The 23,583-nt window shown below is 51.3% G+C and carries 18 protein-coding genes and 1 other annotated feature (1 of these 19 running past the window's edge); of the genes, 17 read left to right on the top strand and 1 reads right to left on the bottom strand.

What is annotated here, in order from left to right:
* Window positions 1-178 precede the first annotated feature (178 nt).
* Window positions 179-865, bottom strand: coding sequence for an N-acetylmuramoyl-L-alanine amidase family protein (locus ACTHRH_RS02100; RefSeq protein ID WP_144938841.1), 687 nt, complete (start codon window positions 863-865; stop codon window positions 179-181).
* A 186-nt stretch (window positions 866-1,051) separates the two neighbouring features.
* Here ACTHRH_RS02100 and lonB point away from each other — a divergent pair, with 186 nt between their 5' ends.
* The 17 genes from lonB (at window position 1,052) to ACTHRH_RS02015 (ending at window position 22,901) form a co-directional block, all read left to right on the top strand.
* Entirely contained in the window at window positions 1,052-2,764 is a 1,713-nt protein-coding gene (gene lonB / locus ACTHRH_RS02095; RefSeq protein ID WP_379287774.1) for an ATP-dependent protease LonB, read from the top strand.
* A gap of 176 nt (window positions 2,765-2,940) precedes the next feature.
* Entirely contained in the window at window positions 2,941-5,289 is a 2,349-nt protein-coding gene (lon, locus tag ACTHRH_RS02090; RefSeq protein WP_379287772.1) for an endopeptidase La, read from the top strand.
* A complete protein-coding gene (yihA, locus tag ACTHRH_RS02085; RefSeq protein WP_144938832.1) occupies window positions 5,289-5,900 on the top strand; it encodes a ribosome biogenesis GTP-binding protein YihA/YsxC in 612 nt (203 codons plus the stop codon). Before lon ends, yihA begins: the two co-directional genes overlap by 1 nt.
* A gap of 392 nt (window positions 5,901-6,292) precedes the next feature.
* Entirely contained in the window at window positions 6,293-6,883 is a 591-nt protein-coding gene (locus ACTHRH_RS02080) for a non-ribosomal peptide synthetase module (RefSeq protein ID WP_144938829.1), read from the top strand.
* A 303-nt stretch (window positions 6,884-7,186) separates the two neighbouring features.
* Window positions 7,187-7,588, top strand: coding sequence for an adenosylmethionine decarboxylase (gene speD / locus ACTHRH_RS02075; protein ID WP_144938826.1), 402 nt, complete (start codon window positions 7,187-7,189; stop codon window positions 7,586-7,588).
* A gap of 238 nt (window positions 7,589-7,826) precedes the next feature.
* Window positions 7,827-8,363, top strand: a complete 537-nt coding sequence (locus tag ACTHRH_RS02070; RefSeq protein ID WP_379290179.1) for a hypothetical protein — start codon at window positions 7,827-7,829, stop codon at window positions 8,361-8,363.
* 125 nt (window positions 8,364-8,488) lie between these two features.
* A complete protein-coding gene (gene hemA / locus ACTHRH_RS02065; protein WP_379290177.1) occupies window positions 8,489-9,886 on the top strand; it encodes a glutamyl-tRNA reductase in 1,398 nt (465 codons plus the stop codon).
* Window positions 9,887-10,005: 119 nt separating this feature from the next.
* Window positions 10,006-10,827: a cytochrome C assembly family protein gene (locus ACTHRH_RS02060; RefSeq protein ID WP_144938817.1), complete on the top strand. Its 822-nt coding sequence runs from the start codon at window positions 10,006-10,008 to the stop codon at window positions 10,825-10,827.
* A 110-nt stretch (window positions 10,828-10,937) separates the two neighbouring features.
* A complete protein-coding gene (hemC, locus tag ACTHRH_RS02055; protein WP_379290174.1) occupies window positions 10,938-11,882 on the top strand; it encodes a hydroxymethylbilane synthase in 945 nt (314 codons plus the stop codon).
* An 8-nt stretch (window positions 11,883-11,890) separates the two neighbouring features.
* Window positions 11,891-12,694: a uroporphyrinogen-III synthase gene (locus ACTHRH_RS02050; protein ID WP_379290172.1), complete on the top strand. Its 804-nt coding sequence runs from the start codon at window positions 11,891-11,893 to the stop codon at window positions 12,692-12,694.
* A 42-nt stretch (window positions 12,695-12,736) separates the two neighbouring features.
* Window positions 12,737-13,732 (top strand): porphobilinogen synthase, encoded by a 996-nt coding sequence (gene hemB / locus ACTHRH_RS02045; RefSeq protein ID WP_144938808.1) that lies wholly within the window; start codon window positions 12,737-12,739, stop codon window positions 13,730-13,732.
* A 1,267-nt stretch (window positions 13,733-14,999) separates the two neighbouring features.
* A complete protein-coding gene (gene hemE / locus ACTHRH_RS02040; RefSeq protein ID WP_440413822.1) occupies window positions 15,000-16,073 on the top strand; it encodes a uroporphyrinogen decarboxylase in 1,074 nt (357 codons plus the stop codon).
* Window positions 16,060-16,995, top strand: a complete 936-nt coding sequence (gene hemH, locus ACTHRH_RS02035) for a ferrochelatase (protein WP_440413820.1) — start codon at window positions 16,060-16,062, stop codon at window positions 16,993-16,995. The genes hemE and hemH overlap by 14 nt, the downstream gene beginning before the upstream one ends.
* A gap of 6 nt (window positions 16,996-17,001) precedes the next feature.
* The gene (hemG, locus tag ACTHRH_RS02030; RefSeq protein WP_144938799.1) at window positions 17,002-18,441 is read left to right on the top strand and encodes a protoporphyrinogen oxidase; all 1,440 of its coding nucleotides are present in this window, start codon (window positions 17,002-17,004) and stop codon (window positions 18,439-18,441) included.
* 26 nt (window positions 18,442-18,467) lie between these two features.
* Entirely contained in the window at window positions 18,468-19,766 is a 1,299-nt protein-coding gene (hemL, locus tag ACTHRH_RS02025; protein WP_144938870.1) for a glutamate-1-semialdehyde 2,1-aminomutase, read from the top strand.
* A gap of 440 nt (window positions 19,767-20,206) precedes the next feature.
* Window positions 20,207-21,127 (top strand): RluA family pseudouridine synthase, encoded by a 921-nt coding sequence (locus ACTHRH_RS02020; protein ID WP_379290163.1) that lies wholly within the window; start codon window positions 20,207-20,209, stop codon window positions 21,125-21,127.
* Between the two features lie 136 nt (window positions 21,128-21,263).
* Window positions 21,264-22,901 carry a LysM peptidoglycan-binding domain-containing protein gene (locus ACTHRH_RS02015; RefSeq protein ID WP_186328398.1) on the top strand — a complete coding sequence of 546 codons (1,638 nt, stop codon included), beginning with the start codon at window positions 21,264-21,266 and terminating at the stop codon, window positions 22,899-22,901.
* A 487-nt stretch (window positions 22,902-23,388) separates the two neighbouring features.
* Window positions 23,389-23,583 (top strand) — a binding site (T-box leader) (it continues 41 nt past the right edge of the window).

Raw genomic sequence — 23,583 nt, 5'->3', positions numbered from 1 at the left:
AAATGAATTGGCAAGGGTCTAGTTTCGTATTGCCTAAAAGTTACTTTAAGCGTATCTAGATTTTCAAGGTAGTTTCCGTCTTCCGCTCCAAAGGAGCAAACTAGCTGTATGAAATCCAGTTAGACGCGCCCTTACATTTGCCGGCACCAGCAGAAAATGAAAAATAGAAGGATTCTCATTACCGGCCAGGATTTGTGTTCATATATTGTTCGATCCCTTCTGCTACGGCAGCCGCGAGCTCCCGCTGAAGCTTGGGATCTGTAAGACGTTTACGGTCTGAGTCGTTGGAGATGAATCCCATTTCGACAATGACTGTAGGGCATTTACTCTGATTCAGGAGAAAGTAAGTTCTGCCTATAGCTGTGGAATGATCTCGGTTATACAATTCGTTAAGCGACCTTTGGATAGAGTGGGCGAGCTGTTTGCTTTCTTCGCTTTTCTGATGCAGAACAATTCCTCCGGATTGTGAAGACCGCTTGGACCAATTGACATGGATGCTGACCATGATTTTGGGCTTGAGCCGGCTGGCAATTTCCTTACGTTGAATCAGATCTCGTCTATGGCGGGAATGCACCTTCGGAAAGCGGTTATCATCACTCAGCGCATAATCACCTATTCGGTTGATGGCGACATTATAATTTTTCTCCTGCAAAATACTGTACAAATGACGCGCCAGTTGAAGATTGATATCCTTTTCAAGTAATGAGCCGTGAGAGGTGCCTCCATCTATTCCTCCATGCCCTACATCGATCAGCACATCGGTGCGGGGAAGCAGCGGGGAATTGGAGGAGGGAACGGGAGCCTCCGCGTTTGTTAAGGAGAACCATTGCAATAAGGCCAGAAGTGGCAGCAAATATAAAGGCATTGGTTTCTTAGTCTCCTTTCGGGGATATGCTATGGCTTATTTGGATTTTGATTAATCTTAGTTTTAGGCACCCCCGTCCATTTCATTCTTCGAACAAAAAACTTTGCCCTCAGAAAGGACTATGACGAACTCTGAACGGCAATACTATGAGCATAATCGAATTGTTCGAAAGGACGGAGGTAACCTATGAGTTTAAGTTGGATACTGATGCTGATCCAATTATTTTTTGCGGTCATTATAGGATTGTATTTCTGGAATTTGCTGAGGAACCAGCAGAGCAACCGAACCGCAGTGGACCGGGAATCGAAGAAGGAAGTGGAGAAGCTTAGAAAAATGAGGACGATTTCCTTGTCCAAGCCATTAGCCGAAAAGACGAGACCGTCCAAAATGGACGACATTGTCGGACAGAAGGATGGGCTCAAAGCATTAAAGGCGGCCTTATGCGGTCCTAACCCTCAGCATGTCATCATTTATGGACCGCCTGGGGTAGGGAAAACGGCGGCTGCGAGAGTCGTTCTTGAGGAAGCCAAAGCTAACCCCTATTCCCCTTTCAGGCAGGATGCCAAGTTTACGGAAATCGACGCGACTACCGCCCGTTTTGACGAGCGGGGCATCGCCGACCCGCTGATCGGTTCTGTACATGATCCGATCTATCAAGGGGCGGGTGCGATGGGAGTGGCGGGAATTCCCCAGCCCAAGCCCGGAGCAGTCACCAAAGCCCACGGGGGGATTCTCTTCATTGATGAAATCGGGGAACTGCATCCGATTCAAATGAATAAACTGTTAAAGGTACTGGAAGACCGCAAAGTATTTTTGGAAAGCGCCTATTACAATTCGGAGGATTCGAATATTCCGAGTTATATCCATGATATTTTTCAGAACGGGCTGCCGGCGGACTTTCGTTTGGTAGGGGCTACGACCAGGACTCCGCAGGAAATCCCTCCTGCGATCCGCTCCCGCTGTATGGAAATCTTCTTCCGCCCGCTTATCCCGGACGAAATAGGGCAAATCGCGGTGAATGCGATCAGAAAAATAGGCTTGCCGGAAAACCACGAAGCGGTTGAAGTCGTTAAGCGCTATGCGACGAATGGACGTGAGGCCGTCAATATCATTCAGTTGGCGGCAGGACTGGCAATGACGGATAACCGGCATGAAATTACAGCGGCCGATGTGGAATGGGTAGTGAACAGCAGCCAAATTCCCCCGCGTCCGGACAAGAAGGTGTCCGAAGAAGCGAGAGTTGGCCTTGTTAACGGCTTGGCTGTCTACGGACCGAATTTGGGAGCGGTACTGGAAATTGAAGTATCGGCTATTCCGGCGGAGCCGGGGACGGGAAGCTTTAACATTACTGGGGTAGTAGACGAGGAAGAGATGGGAAACAGCTCCAAAACATTGCGGCGCAAAAGCATGGCGCGCGGTTCAGTAGAAAATGTGCTGACTGTGCTCAAGAGGCTCGGATTCCGCCCTCAGGATTATGATATGCATATCAATTTCCCGGGAGGAACGCCTATCGACGGACCTTCCGCGGGAGTATCCATGGCCACGGCGATTGTATCCGCCATGCTGCAAATACCGGTTGATCCCAAGCTGGCTATGACAGGGGAAGTCAGCATTCACGGCAGCGTCAAGCCGGTAGGAGGAGTGGTGGCCAAAGTCGAGGCTGCCTTTCAGGCCGGCGCTCATCGAGTGATCATACCGGCGGAGAATTGGCAGGATCTGTTTGCCAATCTGGAGGGTGTGAAGGTTATTCCCGTCCATACTATTGAGGAAACGCTGCAGTTAGCGATCGGAATAGACATGACGGCGGCCGAAGAGGGCAATTCCGCAGCCTCCAAAGATGTGCTGGTCGCCTCCCCGCTTCCTTATCTTCATGCCAATCCAGTAAATAGGCCGACTTAAACTGCAAGTCCGATAGAGCGGCAATGGCTGGCCTGTGCGTGCCGGCCGTTGCCGTGTCTTTTTGACGGCGGGCCTACCCGGAGGAGAAAAGTCGCTGAAATTGGTGTTTTGAAATAACTTTTGATAAAATGGATTGCACACAGCGAAAAAGACAGAGTTCATCGGAGGTGCTGTAGATGGGGAATAAATCAAAGGTACGTTCTATGCCTTTGCTCCCATTACGCGGACTGCTTGTCTATCCAAGCATGGTTCTGCATTTGGATGTCGGACGGGAGAAGTCCGTGAAAGCGTTGGATAAAGCCATGGTCGACGACAGTTTGATTCTCCTGTGTTCTCAATCGGAAGTGAACATTGAAGAGCCGGCCATGGAAGATATATATCGAATCGGCACCGTTTCTAAAGTCAGACAGATGCTGAAGCTTCCTAACGGCACGATCCGGGTATTGGTAGAAGGAATGGTCCGGGCAGAAATCATCGATTACGTATCCACATCCGAATATTATGAGGTGCAAATTAAGGAATTGCCGGAACAGCTTGTTCCGGATCCTGAAATTAATGCTTTGATGCGCACCTTGCTCAACCAATTTGAGCATTATATTCATCTGTCCAAGAAGGTGACGCCTGAAACCTTGGCGGCCGTCTCAGACATTGAGGAGCCGGGCAGACTGGCGGATGTGATCTGCAGTCATCTATCTCTCAAAATTAAAGATAAGCAAGAAATTTTGGAAACGATCGATGTCCGGGAGAGAATGGAGAAGCTTCTCGATATATTGAATAACGAGCGGGAAGTGCTCGAGCTGGAGCGCAAAATCAGCCAGCGCGTCAAGAAGCAGATGGAAAAAACTCAGAAGGAATATTACCTTCGCGAGCAAATGAAGGCGATCCAGAAGGAGCTTGGCGATAAGGAAGGACGCGCGGGTGAAGTAGAGGAGTTAAGGGCCCAATTGGCCGAGACGGAAATGCCGGATCAGGTCAAGGATAAAATCAGTAAAGAAATCGATCGTTTGGAGAAAATGCCCTCCACCTCAGCCGAGGGTGGGGTCATCCGCAACTATATCGATTGGCTTCTGGCATTGCCGTGGGCTAAACAGACGGAGGACGATCTCGATATAGAGAAAGCAGAACAAATCCTCAACGAGGATCATTTCGGGCTGGAGAAACCGAAGGAGCGCGTGCTGGAGTATCTGGCCGTGCAAAATTTGGTCAAGAAACTGAAGGGGCCGATTCTTTGTTTTGTCGGACCTCCCGGAGTCGGGAAGACATCCATTGCCCGTTCCATTGCCCGTTCTCTTGGCCGGGAATTCGTTCGTATCTCGCTTGGCGGCGTACGCGACGAAGCGGAAATCCGCGGGCACCGGCGCACCTATGTAGGAGCCATGCCGGGGAGGATCATCCAGGGGATGAAATCCGCCGGAACCAATAACCCGGTCTTCCTGTTAGACGAAATCGACAAGATGTCGATGGACTTTCGCGGGGATCCCGCCTCCGCTCTGCTGGAGGTGCTGGACCCGGAACAAAACAACACCTTTAGCGACCACTATATAGAGCTTCCTTTCGATTTAACTAACGTTATGTTCGTCACTACCGCTAATGCGGTGCATAATATTCCGAGGCCTCTACTGGACCGGATGGAAGTGCTTTACATTCCGGGCTATACCGAAATAGAGAAGCTGCAGATTGCGAAGCGCTATTTGCTGCCGAAGCAAGAACGGGAGCATGGTCTGGAGCCGGGGCAATTAACGGTCGAGGAAGAAGCGCTGCAGAGTGTTATCCGTTTATATACACGGGAATCCGGGGTCCGAAATATGGAGCAGCAATTGGCCAGCCTGTGCCGTAAATCGGCCAAGAGAATTGTTTCCAAAGAAGCGGAGAAGATAACGGTGACGGCGGAGAATCTGAAGGATTTCCTCGGGCCGCCTAAATTCCGCTTTGGGGTTGCAGAGGAGCAGGATCAGATTGGTGCGGCAACGGGCCTGGCTTGGACCGAGGTCGGCGGGGATACCCTCATGATAGAGGTCAGCGTCATGCCGGGGAAAGGAAAGCTGACACTGACCGGTAAACTTGGAGATGTTATGAAGGAATCCGCCCAGGCCGCTTTCAGCTACACTCGCTCACGCGCGGAAGAACTTCAGATTGCGCCTGATTTTCATGAGAAGAACGATATTCATATCCATGTTCCGGAAGGGGCGATCCCGAAGGACGGACCTTCAGCCGGAATTACTATAGCCACTTCCTTAATATCGGCGCTTACGAATATTCCTGTTTCCCGCCAGGTTGCGATGACCGGCGAGATTACACTGCGGGGCCGGGTGCTGCCCATCGGGGGGCTTAAAGAGAAGGCGCTGGCAGCCCACCGTGCCGGAATTACAACCGTCCTGATGCCTAAAGATAACGAGAAGGATATTCAGGAAATTCCCGAGAGTGTGCGGGAGGATCTGCGCTTTATTCCCGTTTCGCATATGGATCAGGTGCTGGATGAAGCATTGGTTCGGCCTGTGCTTGCAGGAAAGCAGGTGCAGCCTTAATGAAAGTCAAGCAAGCGGAATTTGTCATTAGTGCGGTCGGTCCCGCGCAATATCCCCAGGACGCTCTGCCGGAAATCGCTCTGGCAGGGCGATCCAACGTCGGTAAATCCTCTTTAATCAACCGGATGATCGACCGCAAGAATTTAGCCAGGACCAGCTCGAAGCCGGGCAAAACTCAAACCTTGAATTATTATAAAATTAATCAGGACTTATATTTTGTTGATTTGCCAGGCTATGGTTACGCCCAAGTGTCCAAATCCATGCGAGCCGTATGGGGGAAATTTATTGAACAGTACATTCTGGAGCGGGAGCATCTCAAGCTTCTGCTCCATCTGATCGACCTGCGCCATCCGCCCACTAAAGATGACCAGGCTATGTTTGAATGGCTCAAATATAACGAGCTGCCGGTATGCGTCGTGACTACGAAGGCGGATAAGATTCCTAAGGGGAAATGGCAGAAGCATGTGAAAATCATCAGGGAAGCTCTTCGTATGGACAAGACGGACGAACTTGTTTTGTTCTCTTCGGAAACCGGGCAGGGCAAAGACGAGCTATGGTCTATCATTAAACAGTATGGAGAAATACCCGGCCCGGAAAGCGCCGGAGAGTAGGTTCTTATATTTCATCGAGAAACGTCTTTGGATACGGACTGCGAAGGCCGTTACTTCTTGTAACTTCAAACTCCAAGGCTCTAACAAAAATTTATGGAATTATTTATTGGATGCCGTTCGATAAGCGAGAATTAGCGAAGAACAGGGAAGGATTACTGAATTCCCTGTTTTTCTTTTTGAATTAGAGCGGTTTTTTAAGAAAAATGGCCCTATGACTAAAAAATTAGGGAGGAATAAGTGAGTTTGATGTAGTATACTAATAATGTACGATGTGCAAGGAATATCATCCAAGTCGTCAATCCATTCATGGCGACAGCTTGCAAGGCCAAGCGGAACAAGTTCATCCAGGAACGGTGTTCCGATGTGGTAAACTAAAGAATCGAGGGGTTTTTATGGCTCATAGGTTAGCGACTGAATACGTCAAGACCTGCCTGAAATTATCAGAAGCCGAAATGACCGATTTCATCCGATTGTTCCAGGAACATAAGGCCACACTTCACGTTATGGTTCTGGATAATGGAAGCCAGAACGTGGTGCTTCATGACGATGCGTCGGGGGAAGAAGTCATCCTCACCTTTGAACGCGATGCGAATGGCTTCATTTGCCGCGGTTCCTGTAAGCTGACAAGTCCGAATTTAGCCAACCTGATGCGAAGAGCGGTCTCCCGGTTCAAAGGGGACGCTATCGTCAACAGATATTATTCCAGCTTTACTATGGTTTATCATTATCATCAAGGGAATGTCGTTAAGATTATCGAAGTCAAAGGATCTAAACACAAGCTTGTCTATGAGTACAAAGATACATTGGGTCAGTTGGAACGGCTGTTCCAGAACAAGGAGCCGGAGAAGGAAATTGCCAGCCTCTACGCTCAGATTAATCAGCTGCTGGATTTGCGCAACGCGACCCCGGAGCGTGAAATCCGCGAGCATATCGACCGTAAGCTGAGCCGGATGACCCATCGTCTGTTTGTACTAGAGGCATGATTCCATGACAGATTAACATAGCATTATATGCATGGGGCCTGAAAGGGGCTCCTTTTTTTGGCTAAAAATTGATGAATTTCTTAATTTTTTATCATTTTTCCGGAAAATAAGTGGATATCTAAAAAAACTATTGCTTTTTCGCTCAATAGATGTTATTTTTAATTTCGTTGAAAACTTTATAGGAACCAGGATTCACTCAGGACATTGTATGTTGCGAGAGATTTTTCCCTCGAGAAGTGAATGACGTAGGTCCTAGCGGATGAAATCAAACAATTTTATTCCTAGGAAGGGGGAACCGAAAGAATGGAATACTCAACTTTCGGAAGACACGTTGCTGTCGATACTTGGGGAGTCGATTTTGATCTTCTTAACAACGCAGATTGGTTACAAGCGCAAATGATTGAAGCAGCGGAGGTTTGCGGTGCAACTGTTCTGTCAGTGCAGGCCAAGCAGTTTGAACCTCAAGGCGCAACCGTTTTGGTACTCTTGTCAGAAAGCCACCTATCCATTCATACCTATCCTGAGAAAGGTTTTGCCGCTCTGGATTGCTATACCTGCGGCGAAACGGTCGATCCGCAGCTCGCGATCGATCATATGGTCTCGGTCCTAAAGCCTGAAAAAGCCCACGCTAAGAAGCTTGTGCGCGGGATTGGTGAATTGCAGGTTGAAACACCCGATATGAAAATTGCGCAATTGGTTAAGTAAATTAGAGTTTATAAACGATTGAAATAAATTCCTTAAGACCATGGATTCTATCCATGGTCATTTGTTTGTCCATCCATCCATACAATGTTACAAAAGCTGTCTATAGATGCCGCTGAAGAAGCGGGCAGTCCCGATCGATGATATGCCGCAGCCTCTATAGAGGGCTTTCGGAAAAGAAGCCGCCGAAAGAGCGGTTCATCTATTTTCTGGGAAACATGGTGGATGGGGAGGGAACAGAATGGGAAGACTAAAACCTGCACGTCTTTTTGGAGTGCTGCTTATCCTTTTTTTGCTGCTGTGGCCAATTTACCAAATTTATGGTATGCTGCAGCCGGGTAAATCGAAGCAGGATGCGACTTTCTTGCTTTACCAGGTATCGTTATTTCAACTGGAGCTGCTGAGTAATTTGTTGGGAGAGGCGGAATCGGCGGCCCATACGGGCCAGTTGAATGCTTTGCGCCAAGCTGCCTATTCGGTGAATTATACTCATGAACGTTTGGTATTGGCTGTCGGCTCGGACCAATTAGCCGAATTAAAGTCAATCCCGCAATTATTACAGTTTATCATGCGCCTGCAGCTAGGCGGAGAGAGGCCGTTGAAATCCGCGGAGCTCGAGACGCTGGCGGAGATCAGGAAGGGCTGCAAAGCGATTTATGAGCAATATACCAAATTAATGACCTCGAATCGCACGACGGTAATCGCCATCGAGAATGACAAATTGGCTAAAGCCGATGAGGAGATGGCCGCCATCCTGCGGAACAAGCTGCTGCAATAAATTGGAAGCCCGATAGGGCCATATATTCATAATATTTTCAAATGTGAAAAGTGACCTTTCTACAGCCTGTGGTATAATAGTCTTTAGGGAAAGGAACGGTAGTAAGGAAAGGCAGGTGGACACAATTGCATATTATTGTAGTGGGCTTAAACTATAAAACAGCTCCGGTAGAAATTCGGGAGAAATTTGCTTTTGCGAAAGAGGAATTGCCGGAAGCGCTCGGTCAGCTTAAGAAAACAAAGAGTATCCTGGAATGTGTCATTGTGGGCACCTGCAATCGGACTGAAATTTATGCAGTCGTTGACCGGCCGTACCTGTGCGGTCACGCGATCCGCGGCTTTATTGAGGATTGGTTCGGAATTCCGCGGCAGGAATTCAATCACCATCTGTATGTCAAGGAAAATGAGCATGCGGTCCAACACCTTTTTAAAGTGGCCAGCGGCCTGGATTCGATGATTGTCGGCGAGACTCAGATTCTTGGACAAGTCCGCGATGCCTTCCTTCTTTCGCAGAAGGAGAAGGTGACGGGGGCTGTATTTAATACATTGTTTAAACAGGCTATTACATTGGCTAAGCGTGCCCATTCCGAAACGGGAATCTCTGACAACCCGGTGTCGGTAAGCTATGCTGCGGTGGAGCTTGGCAAGCGGATCTTCGGATCTTTCGCCAATAAATCGGTACTGCTGATCGGTGCAGGCAAGATGAGTGAGCTGACGGCCAAGCATCTGCGCGCCAACGGTGCGAATAAAGTGATTGTCGCCAACCGCACCTATGAGAAGGCAGTGGAATTCGCAGATAAATTTGCAGGGACCGCGGTTACATTCGACGACCTGATTCCGTCCTTGGCGGAAGCGGATATCGTCATCAGCTCGACCGGTTCGTCCGGGCTTATTCTTAACCGCGAGCAGGTGGACAGCATTCTTCACCTGCGCAAATTCAGGCCGCTCTTCATGATTGATATTGCCGTTCCTCGGGATTTGGATCCCGGGATCGGGGAGCTTTCCAACGTATTTTTGTACGATATCGATGATTTGCAATCCATCGTGGAGAGTAACTTGGCCGAGCGCCAGAGGGAAGCGGCCAAAATCGAGGCCATGATTGCGGAAGAGGAGCGGGTGTTCGAACAATGGATGAACACGATGGAAGTGGCTCCTTTAATTAACGCCCTGCAGACGAAATCCAACCGGATTCATGAAGAAACGATGGCCAGCTTGCTCAAGAAGCTGCCTGATCTAAGCGATAGGGAAATCAAGGTCATTCATAAACTGACGAAGAGCATTGTTAATCAGATGCTGCGAGACCCTATTGTACGGCTCAAGGAGCTGGCTAACGATAAAGATGGTCAGGAAGCGATCAATCTATTCTCGCAGATTTTCGCTCTGGAGTCTGCTCTGGACGGGCAACCTGATCATGAAGAAGAGGCTGGGCACACAACGTCGGAAGCAGCTCAATCCGCTGCCTCCAAGACAAATGATAGGCTTTTGCTCGGGCTTCAGCTTCAGGAGGCGTTGGCACGATCTTAAAGTGCATACCGGACAAGCAGGGTACGGTGCAGTAAGGCTCCTTCCATCCGTTATTCAGGCTTTCGGCCTTGCTGTCCTTAGCTGCTTGCAGGCAGGTTGATCCGCTAACAGGAGGTTGCATGGTCACTCAAAGCTGGATATACGATGCTATAATATATATTTACGCCCTGAGCCTTCTGTTTTATTTCTCTGATTTCGTCGGTGCGAATCAGAGAGCCAAACGGATGGGCACAGGGCTGCTTCTATTTGTTTGGGTCTTACAGACGGTTTATTTTTTCTTTGAGTTTAAAACCTTGCACGTCTTCACCGATTTTGAAACCCTGTTTTTCTTTTCATGGGTGTTAGTGACGGTCTCATTGGTGATCAGCCGTTTTTTTCGCATCGAACTGCTGGTTTTCTTTGTTAATCTGGTAGGCTTCTCCATACTTGCGCTTAATTTTTTCAGCGATAACAATGTATCAACCGCCCTGGAAGGTTGGGAAATTGCCGATGAGCTGTTGTTCATCCATATCAGCCTGGCTATCGGAAGCTACGCCGCCTTTACGATTTCTGCCATCTTGTCGGGAATGTATCTGTTTCTCCATAGCCAGCTTAAGGATAAGAAATGGTCAAGAACGATATGGCGCATCCCCAGCCTTGATAAAATCGGAAAATATACTTATATATCGGTTGCATCGGGAATGCCGCTGCTTATGCTGGCCTTTTCGTTGGGGACCGTATGGATTGTGCTGAAGGGCGAATACCAGCTCTTGTTCGATCCCAAGGTGTTGAATTCCTTGTTTATTTTGCTTTTGTATGCCTATCATTTAATATTAAAGCTTTCGTTAAAAGCCTCTGACTATCGCTTGGCCCAATGGAACCTGTTTGCTTTCGCGCTGGTGATGGTGAACTTTTTCATATTAAACCGGTTTTCGAATTTTCACGGCTGGTTTTGGATGTAGTTGTTCCAGGCTGAAGCCGTGGCAGTAGCAACACATAAATGAGATCGGGGTCGGGAAGAAATGGTTCGTTCAAGAGCCTCCTAATGACTCCGAGTAGGGAGGAACGCTGCATGCGAACGATCGTTGTCGGAACTAGGCAGAGCTCGCTTGCCTTAACGCAAACCAATCAAGTAATTGAAGACTTGCGCCGGATTTGTCAAGAGAATGGGATGGAATGCGAATTTGACGTCCGCAAAATTGTGACCAAAGGGGATAGAATTCTCGATGTCACTCTTTCCAAGGTCGGGGGGAAAGGTCTTTTTGTTAAAGAAATAGAACAGGCGCTGTTGAACGGAGAGATTGATATCGCTGTTCACAGCATGAAGGATGTGCCTTCGGAAAGCCAAGAGGGGTTGATGATAGGGGCCGTTCCCAAGCGAGTCGATCCTCGGGACTGCCTGATTTCGAACGGGCACGTCAAGCTGGACGAGCTGCCGCAAGGCGCTCTTGTTGGAACGAGCAGCTTGAGACGTGCGGCCCAATTACGGGCCTATCGCCCCGATCTTCGCATCCAATCGATTCGCGGCAATATAGATTCCCGCCTGCGCAAGCTGGAAACCGAGGGCTTCGACGGCATCCTGCTGGCAGCCGCCGGGCTGTATCGGATGGGGTGGTCCGATAAGGTCAGCCATTATTTGCCGCCGGAGGTTTGCCTCCCGGCTGTAGGTCAAGGAGCGCTGGGCATCGAATGCCGCAAGGATGACGACTTCGTGCTCCGTCTGCTGGCGCTGTATAACGATGCGGAGACCGCCGCAACCGTCCAGGCGGAGCGGACCTTCCTGGCGAGGCTGAATGGAGGCTGCCAGATTCCGATCGGCGCTTACGCCGAGTTCGCGTGGGATGCGGAAGCGGAGGCGTGCAGGCTGAAGCTGACGGGACTTGTCGGCGAGCCGGAAGGCGGTCGGATTCTGAAGGAGACAAGAACGGGGGACGATCCGGTCCATCTCGGGCTGGAAGTGGCGGAGAGCCTGATCGGGCAAGGAGCAGAGGAAATCCTCGCTCTGGCCAGAGAGTAGGGATTCCGATGGCGGCACAGAATAGGCCGTTATCCGGCCTGCGCATTTTGGTTACCCGCACCCGGGAGCAGTCCGGAGAGCTTGCAGGGAAGATAGAGGAGCTCGGCGGGCAAGCGATTGTACTGCCGGTTATCCGGCTCCAGCCACCTACCGATCCCGTCAAGCTGGCTGAACTGGAACAGGCCATCCGGGAGCTGGACAAGTTTGATTGGGTTATTTTTACTAGCGTTAATGCCGTTATTCATTTTTTTAACCGTCTCGAGCAATTTGAGGTGGAAGCCGTCCGGCTGCAGCGGTCGCGGATCGTTGCGGTTGGCCCGAAGACGGCAGGAGCATTGCTGGAGCGGGGATTGGTAGCGTACAAGGTTCCGGAGCGCTATCAGGCGGAGGATTTATTCGAAGCTATTGCACCGGAGCTGAAGCCCGGTCAGAAGGTTCTCTTTCCGCGCTCGGACTTGGCTCGCAAAGTGCTGCCCGACCGCCTGAATTCCTTGGGGCTGAAAGTTACGGAAATAGATATTTATGAAAACAAACTATGTACGGATCATGCGGACATACTGGTGGATCTGCTCGTCCGCGGGGAAATCGACGTGGTCACCTTGACCAGTCCGTCCACCTTTCGGAATATACTGACGTTAATCCGTACTGCAGGAGCGGAACCGGACGAGCTCTTGACCGGGGTCAAGCTGGCCTGCATCGGGCAGGTCACCGCCAGAGCGGTTCAGGAGGCCGGATGGAGCGTTCATTATTTGGCTGAAGAAGCGACGATCGATTCGCTCGTACAAGTGCTGATTCCGGCTGGCCGCGAATGAAATCAAGCGTACTTCATATACGATAAACGGGAGGAATCCATCATGAATTTTCCGATTGTCCGCCATCGCAGATTGCGCGCATCCCGGGCGATGCGCAATTTGGTGAGAGAGACTTCTTTATCTGTCAACGATTTGATATACCCGCTGTTCGTCACTCATGGAACCGGGATTAAGGAGGAAATTCCCTCCATGCCCGGCGTCTTCCATTATTCTCTGGACCGGTTGGAAGAGGAGCTTGCCGAGATTAACTCCCTCGGGATTCAAGCCGTGCTGCTCTTCGGCGTCCCGGAGCATAAAGATACGGAAGGAACGTCGGCATTTGCGGAGGACGGCATTGTTCAGCAAGCGACTCGCTGGATCAAGCAGCGTTATCCGGAGCTGCTCGTTGTGGCCGACACATGCCTCTGTCAGTTTACGGACCACGGTCACTGTGGTGTAGTTGTCCAAGATGCGGCCCGTGGACAAGCAGTCATCGATAACGATCCGTCTCTGGAGCTTCTCGCCCGCACGGCTGTATCGCAAGCGAAGGCCGGCGCCGATATCATCGCTCCGTCCAACATGATGGACGGGTTCGTGGGCGCTATCCGCGCCGCCTTGGACGAGGCCGGCTTCGAGCACGTGCCGATCATGTCTTATTCGGTGAAATACGCCTCGGCCTTCTACGGTCCGTTCCGTGATGCCGCTCATTCTACGCCGCAATTCGGCGACCGGAAGACTTATCAGATGGACCCGGCCAACGTACGCGAAGGGATCCGCGAAGCGGAAGCCGATGTGATGGAAGGAGCCGATTTTCTGATGGTTAAACCGGCCCTGGCCTATATGGATGTGATCAAGGCGCTTAAAGAGAACTTCGACCTTCCTCTGGTCGCTTATAATGTCAGCGCCGAGTATTCGATGGTTAAAGCGGCCGCGGAGAAGGGCTGGATCGATGAGAAAGCGGTCGTTATGGAGATGCTTCTCGGAATGAAGCGGGCCGGCGCGGATATTCTCATTACTTATTTTGCCAAAGACGTAGTTCGTTGGCTCAAAGAAGGATAACGGAGCATGGGGCTGGTTCCCTGCTCCGACTTTGATCTTCGCCGGCCAAAGACTCAAGTTTCGGTTGGTCAGGGTCAATGAATGCACTTAAGTACACGGTCTCTAGAGACCGTTATTTTTTTATCTTTGCTTCTAAGCTGCTGCCCACGAATCACGAATCTTATTTAATTCGGAAAACCGGAGTAAGCACTTGCTGCTTGATCTTTTATGGTTATCTGTGGTGAATTGCTCCTTGGCGAAAGTATCCTGTTTAATTGAACTGTAGATGTAAAAAAATGGATTCCCCGTATTGCATCACTTATCTATTTGGCGGTTCTTTCGACTATTATCCCCTTCGCTCAGAAAGATACGGTAAATGCGGGGAACCTTGCTTTCTTGACTAATTCTGTACTTGCATGTAGCTTACAAATCCGGATAATTCCAAAGTGACCTCTAAAAAATAACTGGACTAAGCATAGTAGGCAGAGTGGCTTGGACATAGAGACCGTTCGGGGAGTGTTTCTGAGGAAAAGGGATAGCAGTCAGAGGGGCCCGAGGAAGAAACGCGGGTTCGGGATGAGCATCACTGAGGGAATGGGATAGCAGTCAGAGGGGCCCGAGGAAGAAACGCGGGTTCGGGATGAGCATCACTGAGGGAAAGGGATACCAGTCAGAAGGGCTCGAGTAAGAACAATGGCTCGGGGGAGTGCTCCTGAGGGAAAGGGATACCAGTCAGAAGGGCCCGAGTAAGAACACGGTTCGGGATGAGTGCTTCTGAGGGAAAGGGATACCAGTCAGAGAGGCTCGAGTAAGAACTATGGTTCAGGATCGGCGTTACTGAGGGAATGGGATAGCAGTCAGAGGGGCACGAGTAAGAACACGGTTCGGAGTGAGTGCTTCTGAGGGAATGGGATATCAGTCAGAGGGGCACGAGTAAGAACTTTGGTTCGGGGTGTGTGCTTCTGAGGGAAGGGGATAGCAGTCAGAGGAGCTCGAGAAAGAACACGGCTCGGGGTGAGTGCTTCTGAGGGAAAGGGATAGCAGTCCGAGGGGCTCGAGTAAAAACACGGTTCGGCATTAGAGTGTTACAGAAGCGAAAGAGGCACTTTTACGGCGAAAGCTACCCCATCTCCGCAGCATATGAACCAATGGTTAGGCGGAAGCGCAAACTCGCAGACTATCGCGGCTTGTCATATTTTTGTCGGAATCTTGCTTTCAGATTGGTTGTTACCCCTTTTTAAATAGGGCATAATGAAAGATAGCATTTAAACGGAAAAGAGGAGAAAGAATGACTTTCAACGACACGTTCCTTAAGGCTTGTCGAAGACAGCCGGTAGATCGTCTTCCCGTATGGTATATGCGTCAGGCGGGGCGCTACGACCCCGAATATCGCAAAATTAAAGAAAAATACAGTCTTCTTGAAATCTGCAAGCAGCCGGACCTGGCTGCAGAAGTGACGCTCATGCCGGTCCGCAAGCTGGGAGTGGATGCCGCGATTCTGTATTCCGATATTATGAATCCGGTAGCCTCGCTAGGCATTGATTTTGACATTGTCAAAAACGTCGGTCCGGTCATTGCCAATCCGATTCGTTCCGCTCAAGATGTGGATCGGCTGCGCCCGATTGATGTGGAAGGTGATTTGTCGCATATTTTGGAGACGATCCGGATCTTGGACAGGGAGCTTAAGGTGCCGTTAATTACGTTTGCCGGAGCGCCTTTCACGATCGCCAGCTATCTGATAGAAGGACGCCCCTCCAAAACCTATATCCGAACGAAAGAATTGATGTATTCCGAGCCCGAAGTATGGCACCGGCTGATGGACAAGCTGGGCGATATGGTTATTGCATACCTGAAGGCTCAGATTGCGTCCGGAGCGAAGGCGGTGCAGCTGTTCGACAGTTGGGTAGGAGCCCTCTCCCCGAAAGATTTTAAACAGTATGTTCTTCCGGTCATCGATCGAATTTTCCGGGAACTGTCCCACCTGACGGAGCCCAAAATTTATTTCCCGGGAGTAAGCTCGGGAGAATTGCTGCCTGCGCTGCATGATCTCCAAGTGGACGTGGTTGGCTTGGATTGGAGAGTTTCGATTGCCGAAGGCCGGAGAAGATTGGACAACCGCTTTGCGGTTCAGGGCAACCTCGATCCTTTCGTGCTGACTGCACCGATGTCCGTCATTAAAGAACAGGCGAAGGAAATCATGGATCTCGGAATGAAGCAGCCCGGCTATATTTTCAACCTTGGCCACGGATTGTTCCCGGAGGCATCCCTTGATAAGTTGAAGGAACTGACGGATTTCATTCACGAATATTCCAGCTCTGTACTTAATTCATCGAAGGAAGTGAACTCGAATGTTCAAGCGTAAAGTCGGCGTACTGGTAATGTCCTATGGAACTCCGGAAAGCATGGATCAGATCGAAGCGTATTATACCCATATCCGCAGAGGCCATCCGCCTACTCCGGAACAACTGGATGAGTTAAAGCAGCGTTATGAAGCGATAGTCGGAGGATTCTTTCCGCTAAGGAAGAACACCGACCGGCAGGTGGCCGCCCTGCAGGAAACCTTGAACCGCGAGCACCCCGACATCGAATTTGTTTGTTATCAGGGACTGAAGCATGCTTCCCCGTTTATTGAAGACGGAGTCGAGCAGATGGTAAAGGACGGCATAACGGAAGCGGTTGGAGTCGTTCTGGCCCCGCATTACTCTACGATGAGCGTAGGAGCTTATAATAAACGCGCCAAGGAGAAGGCGGAGGAATTGGGTCTGTCCATCCGTTTTGTCGACAGCTATCACCTTCACCCGAAGCTGCTGAAGGCTTTGACGCAGAGGGTGGAGAATGCATTGGGCAAGTTCGGGGATGTTCCGAAGGATGACATCCGTGTCATTTTTACGGCTCATAGTCTTCCTGCCCGTATTCTGGAGATGAATGATCCTTATGTGGATCAATTAATGGAGACCTCCCGGGCGATTGCAGACAGAGCCGGGCTCAGCAACTGGCAGTTCGGCTGGCAGAGTGCCGGTCAGACAGCTACCCCTTGGCTGGGTCCCGATATTCTTGACACGCTCGAGACCATTCACAAGGAAGAACAAGTGAAGAATGTTCTCCTGTGCCCGATCGGATTCGTATCGGATCATCTGGAGGTTCTTTACGACATAGATATCGAATGCCGGCAGACTGCCGAGCAGTTAGGCATGCATCTGGAGCGGACCGAATCCTTGAATACGGACCCGTTATATATGGAAACCTTGTCCGATGTCGTTTATACGGAGTTGGAAAGGAAATGATTTGCTATGACCGTACCGAAGAAGATCGTCGTCATCGGAGGCGGCATTTCCGGGCTTAGTACCGCTTATTATATCGATAAATTCCTGAAGGAAAGCGGGATAAAATCTGAAATCACTATACTGGAAAAAAGCCCCTCAACAGGCGGCAAGGTTCGGACCTTGGCCAGAGACGGATTTGTAATCGAGAAAGGGCCGGATTCCTTCTTGGCCCGCAAAACTCCGATTATCGACCTGACCCGGGAGCTTGGCCTGGAGAACGAGCTGGTTCCAACCAATCCCAAGGCGAAGAAAACCTATATTATGAACAACGGAAAGCTGCATCGCATGCCTCCGGGACTTAATCTGGGCATTCCTACGGAATGGAAGCCTTTCTTGCGGAGCGGTCTTATTTCTCCTTGGGGGAAAGTAAGGGCGGCCATGGATCTGGTGCTTCCCCGCAGGAAGGAACCGGGGGATGAATCGCTCGGAGGGTTTCTGGAACGCAGATTAGGCAAGGAAGTGCTGAATAACATAGCCGAGCCGCTGCTGGCCGGAATCTACGCGGGGGACACTCATCAACTCAGTCTGCAGGCGACCTTCCCGCAATTTCAGGCCCTGGAGCAGAAGAAACGCAGCATTATTCTGGGGATGAGTGAGAGCAAGAGGCAGACCCCTCCTCCTAGCGGCGTTCCCGAAGAGGTCCGGCACAGTGTGTTTCTTTCTTACCGGGAGGGCTTGACCACGTTGATTCGCGGTTTGGAGGAGGCGCTGAAGAAGGCCGGAGTACGGACTCTGACCGGGCAGGGAGTGAAGGCTGTCGAACGCCTGGGTCAAGGGCAAGGGCGCGTTATTCTGGAGAACGGAGACAGCTTCGATGCGGATGGAATCGTCATGGCTATGCCGACGTACGCCATCTCTAAGGTGCTGCCCGATCTTCCAATGGTTCAGAAGCTGGGCGGCATGACCTACGTGTCCGTCGCCAATGTGATATCCGCCTTTGATGCCGGCCAAATTCCGCATGATCTGGACGGATCAGGCTTTCTAGTTCCCCGTAAGGAAGGCCGTTTCATAACGGCATGCACCTGGACCTCTTCCAAATGGATGCATACTGCTCCGGAGGGCAAGGTGCTTATCCGCTGCTACGTGGGCCGTTCCGGACAGGAGGAATGGATGGGCCTGTCCGATGAGGAACTGATGCGGAGAGTCCGCAAGGACATCAAGGATTTGACGGGCATTGAGGCGGAGCCTTTATTCTACGAAATTACTCGGCTGCCCAAATCCATGCCGCAGTATCCGGTCGGCCATCTGGAAATCATCCGCCAGGCTCGGGAAGAGGCCGCAAGGTTCTTGCCGGGGCTTCTTCTGACGGGAGCGGGATTCCATGGAGTCGGGCTTCCGGACTGTATTCGTCAGGGTAAAGAAACGGCCCGGCAAATGGCAGACCTGATGAGCCGGCCGCGTTTATAACACAAGAAGAAGGAAAGGTGAATAGGGTGAACAAGCCGCAGGGTAGAATCGATACGAAGTCCAAAGCTGCTTTCGCAGAGGCGAAGCAGTATATTCCGGGCGGTGTGAACAGTCCGGTCCGCGCCTTTAAATCGGTTGGGCTGACCCCGGTTTTTATTGATCGGGCGCAAGGGTCGAGAATATATGATATCGATGGCAACGAGTTCATCGATTATGTCGGCTCCTGGGGGCCTCTTATTATGGGGCATGCTCACCCGGAAGTGGTGGAAGCGGTCAAGAAGACAGCCGAGCGAGGCACCAGCTTCGGTGCGCCTACGGAGCTGGAAACCGAAATGGCCAAGCTTGTGGCGGAACGGATACCTTCGGTCGATATTGTCCGCATGGTCAACAGCGGAACCGAAGCGACAATGAGTGCTCTCCGGCTGGCCAGAGGGTACACCAAGCGCAATAAAATCCTGAAATTCGAGGGCAGCTATCACGGACATTCGGATTCCCTGCTTATCAAAGCAGGCTCCGGAGTAGCGACCCTGGGGCTGCCGGACAGCCCGGGAGTGCCGGAGGGAGTAGCCGCCAATACAATTACGGTTCCCTATAACGATCTGGCTTCGGTTCAGCTGGCGTTCGAGAAATACGGCGAACAAATTGCGGCCGTTATCGTGGAGCCGATTGCCGGCAATATGGGGGTAGTGCCTCCGCTTCCCGGCTTCCTGCAAGGGTTGCGTGATGTAACGACAGAATACGGGGCTCTGCTTATTTTCGATGAGGTCATGACCGGATTTCGGGTCGGCTACCATAGCGCTCAAGGCCTGTATGGGATAACGCCGGATCTTACCTGTCTCGGGAAGGTAATCGGGGGCGGTCTCCCGGTAGGAGCCTATGGCGGCAAGCGGGAGCTGATGGAGCAGATGGCGCCTAGCGGCCCCATCTATCAGGCGGGCACCTTGTCCGGCAATCCTCTGGCTATGGCCGCGGGTTATACGACCCTAAAACTGCTGACACCCGAAGTTTATGAGCTGCTGGAGAGAAGAGCGGCTCGGCTGGAGGAGGGCATGACGGCCAACGCCAAGGAACTCGGCATACCGAATACGATTAACCGGGTCGGCTCCATGGTATGTCCGTTCTTTACCGATCAGAAAGTATACAATTATGAAACGGCCAAAACTTCAGATCTGACGATGTTCAACAAATATTTCGGCCATCTGCTCGATCTCGGAGTGAATGTGGCCCCTTCCCAGTTCGAAGGAATGTTCGTCTCCGCTGCGCATACGGAGCAAGAAATCGAGACAACGATCGAACGGCATTATGAAGCGCTCAAACGGCTGTAACCATATTAGGGATCTTACTACAGCGGCGGGGGTGGGAAGTTTATCGAAAGCATCCTTGTCGCTTCCTTCGCCCTTAAGAGAATCTCTTACGCATTTTAAATTATGCTAGCCCAGTCTTGGCAAGGACCGATTCCTTGCCAAGCTTTGTTTTCGGGAGCTCCCCGCAAAGTAATGTATAAACCTTTATCGAAGCAAGGCAAGAAGAGCGACCGCGTTTTGGAGGAAGGGTTTAGTCGCTGACTCTGTGGATTGTGAACGGAATACGCTTCGGAGGTTTGCGACACTTAGTGGGGTCATTTTACATTGATGCCGGACAGGAGGTCATCGGGTTTGAATCTAAGCAAATATTATATAGCCGGGCTGCCGCTGGATTTAATTCTTGTAGTGGGCTTGTTTGGTTTGGTGCTGATCGGGATATGGTTTTCGGGAATCCGCTCGAAGTGAACACTGTGCGCAAAGGGGAGTGGCTGCAGATTACATACCGGCCCAGGGCCGGAAATCCGCCAGCGCAAGAGGGTGAGGCAGATATTATCGGGTCCGGGGAGGCTCCGACGGCAGAGGAGTGTCTGATCCGGCTCGGAATTCCGCCCAAGCTGCGCAGCCATTTGCTGCGGACAGAAGGCGTGAGGTGTCAGGGGAACCGTACTCTGGTCCGGTTGTTCCCGGAGGAGAGCAGCGGATATGAACCGGAATGGCTGCCCCTGGAGGTTCTGTACGAGGACGATTACTGTCTTGTCGTCAATAAGCCTGCCGGTCTTCCTGTACATCCCCAAGACAAGGGCGGGCTGGGCACTTTGGCTAACGCTGTCGCCGCTTATTATGAATCGACAGGGCAAGCCTGCCGTGTGCGACATATTCACCGGCTGGACGAGGATACGACAGGGCCTGTTCTCTATGCCAAGAATGAATATGCGCAGTCGATTCTCGATGCCGCGATGCGCAGCCGGGACATTCGCCGCTTCTATGTGGCATTGGTCGAAGGGCGGATCCATCCGGACAAGGGGACGATTAGCGCCCCCATCGGCAGGGACCGGCACCATGCCAAACGGAGAAGAGTCAGCTCCACCGGCCAGCCGGCGGTTACCCGCTACGAAACGATCGACCGCTGCGGGACGGCCTCTCTGCTTAGGCTCGAGCTGGTGACCGGGCGGACCCATCAAATTCGGGTCCATCTTAGCTATAAGGGCCATCCCATCACCGGGGATGCCTTATACGGGAAGGCCGATTCGCTGATTTCCCGCCAGGCTCTGCATGGCCAGGCGATTTATTTTCCCCATCCTCTTACCGGAGAGATCATTCAGGCCGAAGCACCTTTACCGGATGATTTTCTTACCTTGATTCAGGCCCGTTCCCGCAGTTAGTCCTTTTCGGAAATCGGTTCAATGAGAAAAGCGCCCGGCTCAAGCACCCGGGAAAAAATGTGGCATGCACCCTCGAGGTTTCCCATATAAATGGATTGAGCAAGGAAAGTCTCGAACCATGAAGGGAGGAGTCAGGGTGACCGAGCATCAAAGCGGGTTGCGCTTCGACATTTACGAACGGGTGCACTTGGATGAAAGCCTGGCTGGCATTCAAGAGCTTGATGAAATCGAAATGATCCCGCACATTCAGGTGCTTCAAGAAGGCGAACAGGCTGTTTTAAAAGGAAATCTGTGGTTGACCGGTACATACTTGGGCGACAGCGGTGAAGAGAGCAGAACGTTGGAGCATTTTATTCCCGTTGAAATTACACTGCCTATGAACCGCATTCACCGTCTGGAGGATATTGCCGTCGAAATTGAAAATTTCGATATAGATGTCTTATCGGCACGCAGCCTGAATGTAACCGGCGTGTTATCGCTGCACGGGATCGAAATGACATCCAAGCAGGACGAACTGTGGAAGGAAGAAGAGGAGTTTGTCGTTGTCCATCGGGCCGAGGACAAGGACCAGGAGGAAGTGCAGGAAGGTCCGGCGGATACCGATTCCCGCCAGTCTGCGGATGAAGAAGGGGCGGGCGACGTTGACTTGCCCTCACCGGACACAGAAGGCATTGAGGTCAACCTCGAAGAGGCACGGACCCGGCCGCAGGCCGTGGAACCGGAGTTCGCGGATTCGGGACAGGAAGAACCGCAGCGGCCGGATTTCCTGGCGGAAGAAGTCAGGGTAGAGCCGGAGGATCAGCGGTCTGTTCTACAAGACGGGGATGACTCGGACAAGACGGAAACTATAGCGGTATCTTTCCGCTCCGCGCCTCCGGAACGTATGGACAGTCTGCCTAAGGAAAATACCGAGCAAGCCGGGGAAGAGGAGTCTGCTGCACGCGAGAGGGAAAGCTACTCCTGGTCGGACAGCTTCTTTACCTCCCGTGCTCAGGCAGTCCCCGATTCCAATGCAGAGGAGAGCTTGGAGGAAGCATCCGCACCCGACGAGGAACCGTATGAGGAGCCGGCGGAAAGCTCAGAGACCGCTACCGCATTCGCCTCTCCGGAAGTGCCGGAGGTGCAGCAGCCATCTTTCGAGCCGAATCACCGCCCCTCTGCATCGGATCTGCCTTCCCCTTCCGGCTCAGACCGTACAGAAGGCATTACCGGAGAAAAAAAGGCGGAAGAGCCTGTATGGGAGGAAAATAAGGCCTCCGGCGAACCCGTATCTGCGGAATCGAATGTGGAATCAAATGCGGAAGCGAACGTAGAAGCGAATATCGAATCGATTGCAGAAGCCAATGAGGAAGCAAGTGCGGAGACGAATGAGGAAGCGGTAGAAACGATTGCCGTGTCGATGCCCGAAGAGAAGCAGGAGCTGAAGATCGCTTTCGGTAAAAAATCGGCCTCCGAAGCCTCCCCGTCTTATAATCTCGCCAATCTGATCCATAAGACGGACATTATCGAGCTGGAGTCCCCTCAACCGGAGATGAGAGAGCAGACGGAGGCAGGCCCGCCTTCATCCTCGGATGGAGTCGAGTGGAAACGCCTGTTCAGCCGTACAGAAGATACCGGGCAGCAATTTAAGCGCATGCGTATGTGTATTGTGCAGAAGGAAGAGACCATTGAGACCATCGCGGAACGATACAAGATCAATCCCCGCGAGATTATTTTGTATAACCGACTCGGCGATCAGCAGATTGAAGAAGGACAGGTGCTCTACATTCCTTGATTCAGGCTGGACGGTAAATAATAAGCCCCCTGGTTTCCATTGGAAGCCAGGGGGCTTATCTACTTTTTGGCCGGATGGAGACATCCTTGGTCTTACCGTTCCGACTCAGACTGCATTCTGATGCTTCAGTACATATCGAATAAAAAACCGAGGTAAAGCAAGAAGAAAGCAAACAAAATAAAAACATCCAGAGGATTGGGAAGCAGTAACGTTCGGACAAATTGTACGCAAATTAACGGGAATAGCACTGCTCTGACAGTAACCCGTACTTTCCACCACCACCGCTGCATCGCCGGTTTCCCTCCCTTAAAGGTTCTCTTGTATGACTAAGTTTATGAGAAGGACAAGCCCGGATATGCTGTTTCGTGGGGAAATCGTGAAAATATTGACTCACCCGTCGAATATGTTTATCATAGTCTATATGTAAGCTTCTCGAATATTAGGGGAGCATAAGGGAAAGCATCCCGTTGGACAACCGAATATCCTTAACAAGACGAGGAAAGGGAGGAGTAGACAGCCAACCCTTCAGAGAGTGAAGCCCTGGGCTGTAAGGCTTCACAGGATGTAACTGTTCGAAAGTCGCCCTGGAGTTGCAGACAAGCGGTCGTCCTATGAGACGTTCATCGTTTATCTGCCGGCCGCAGCCGTTATCTGTTCAAGTGCCGCGTGTATTCTTGCGCGG

This window comes from Paenibacillus sp. SAFN-117 (assembly GCF_051966115.1).
Taxonomy (GTDB): Bacteria; Bacillota; Bacilli; order Paenibacillales; family NBRC-103111; genus Paenibacillus_L; species Paenibacillus_L residui.
This window is presented reverse-complemented; position numbering and strand designations above follow the sequence as displayed.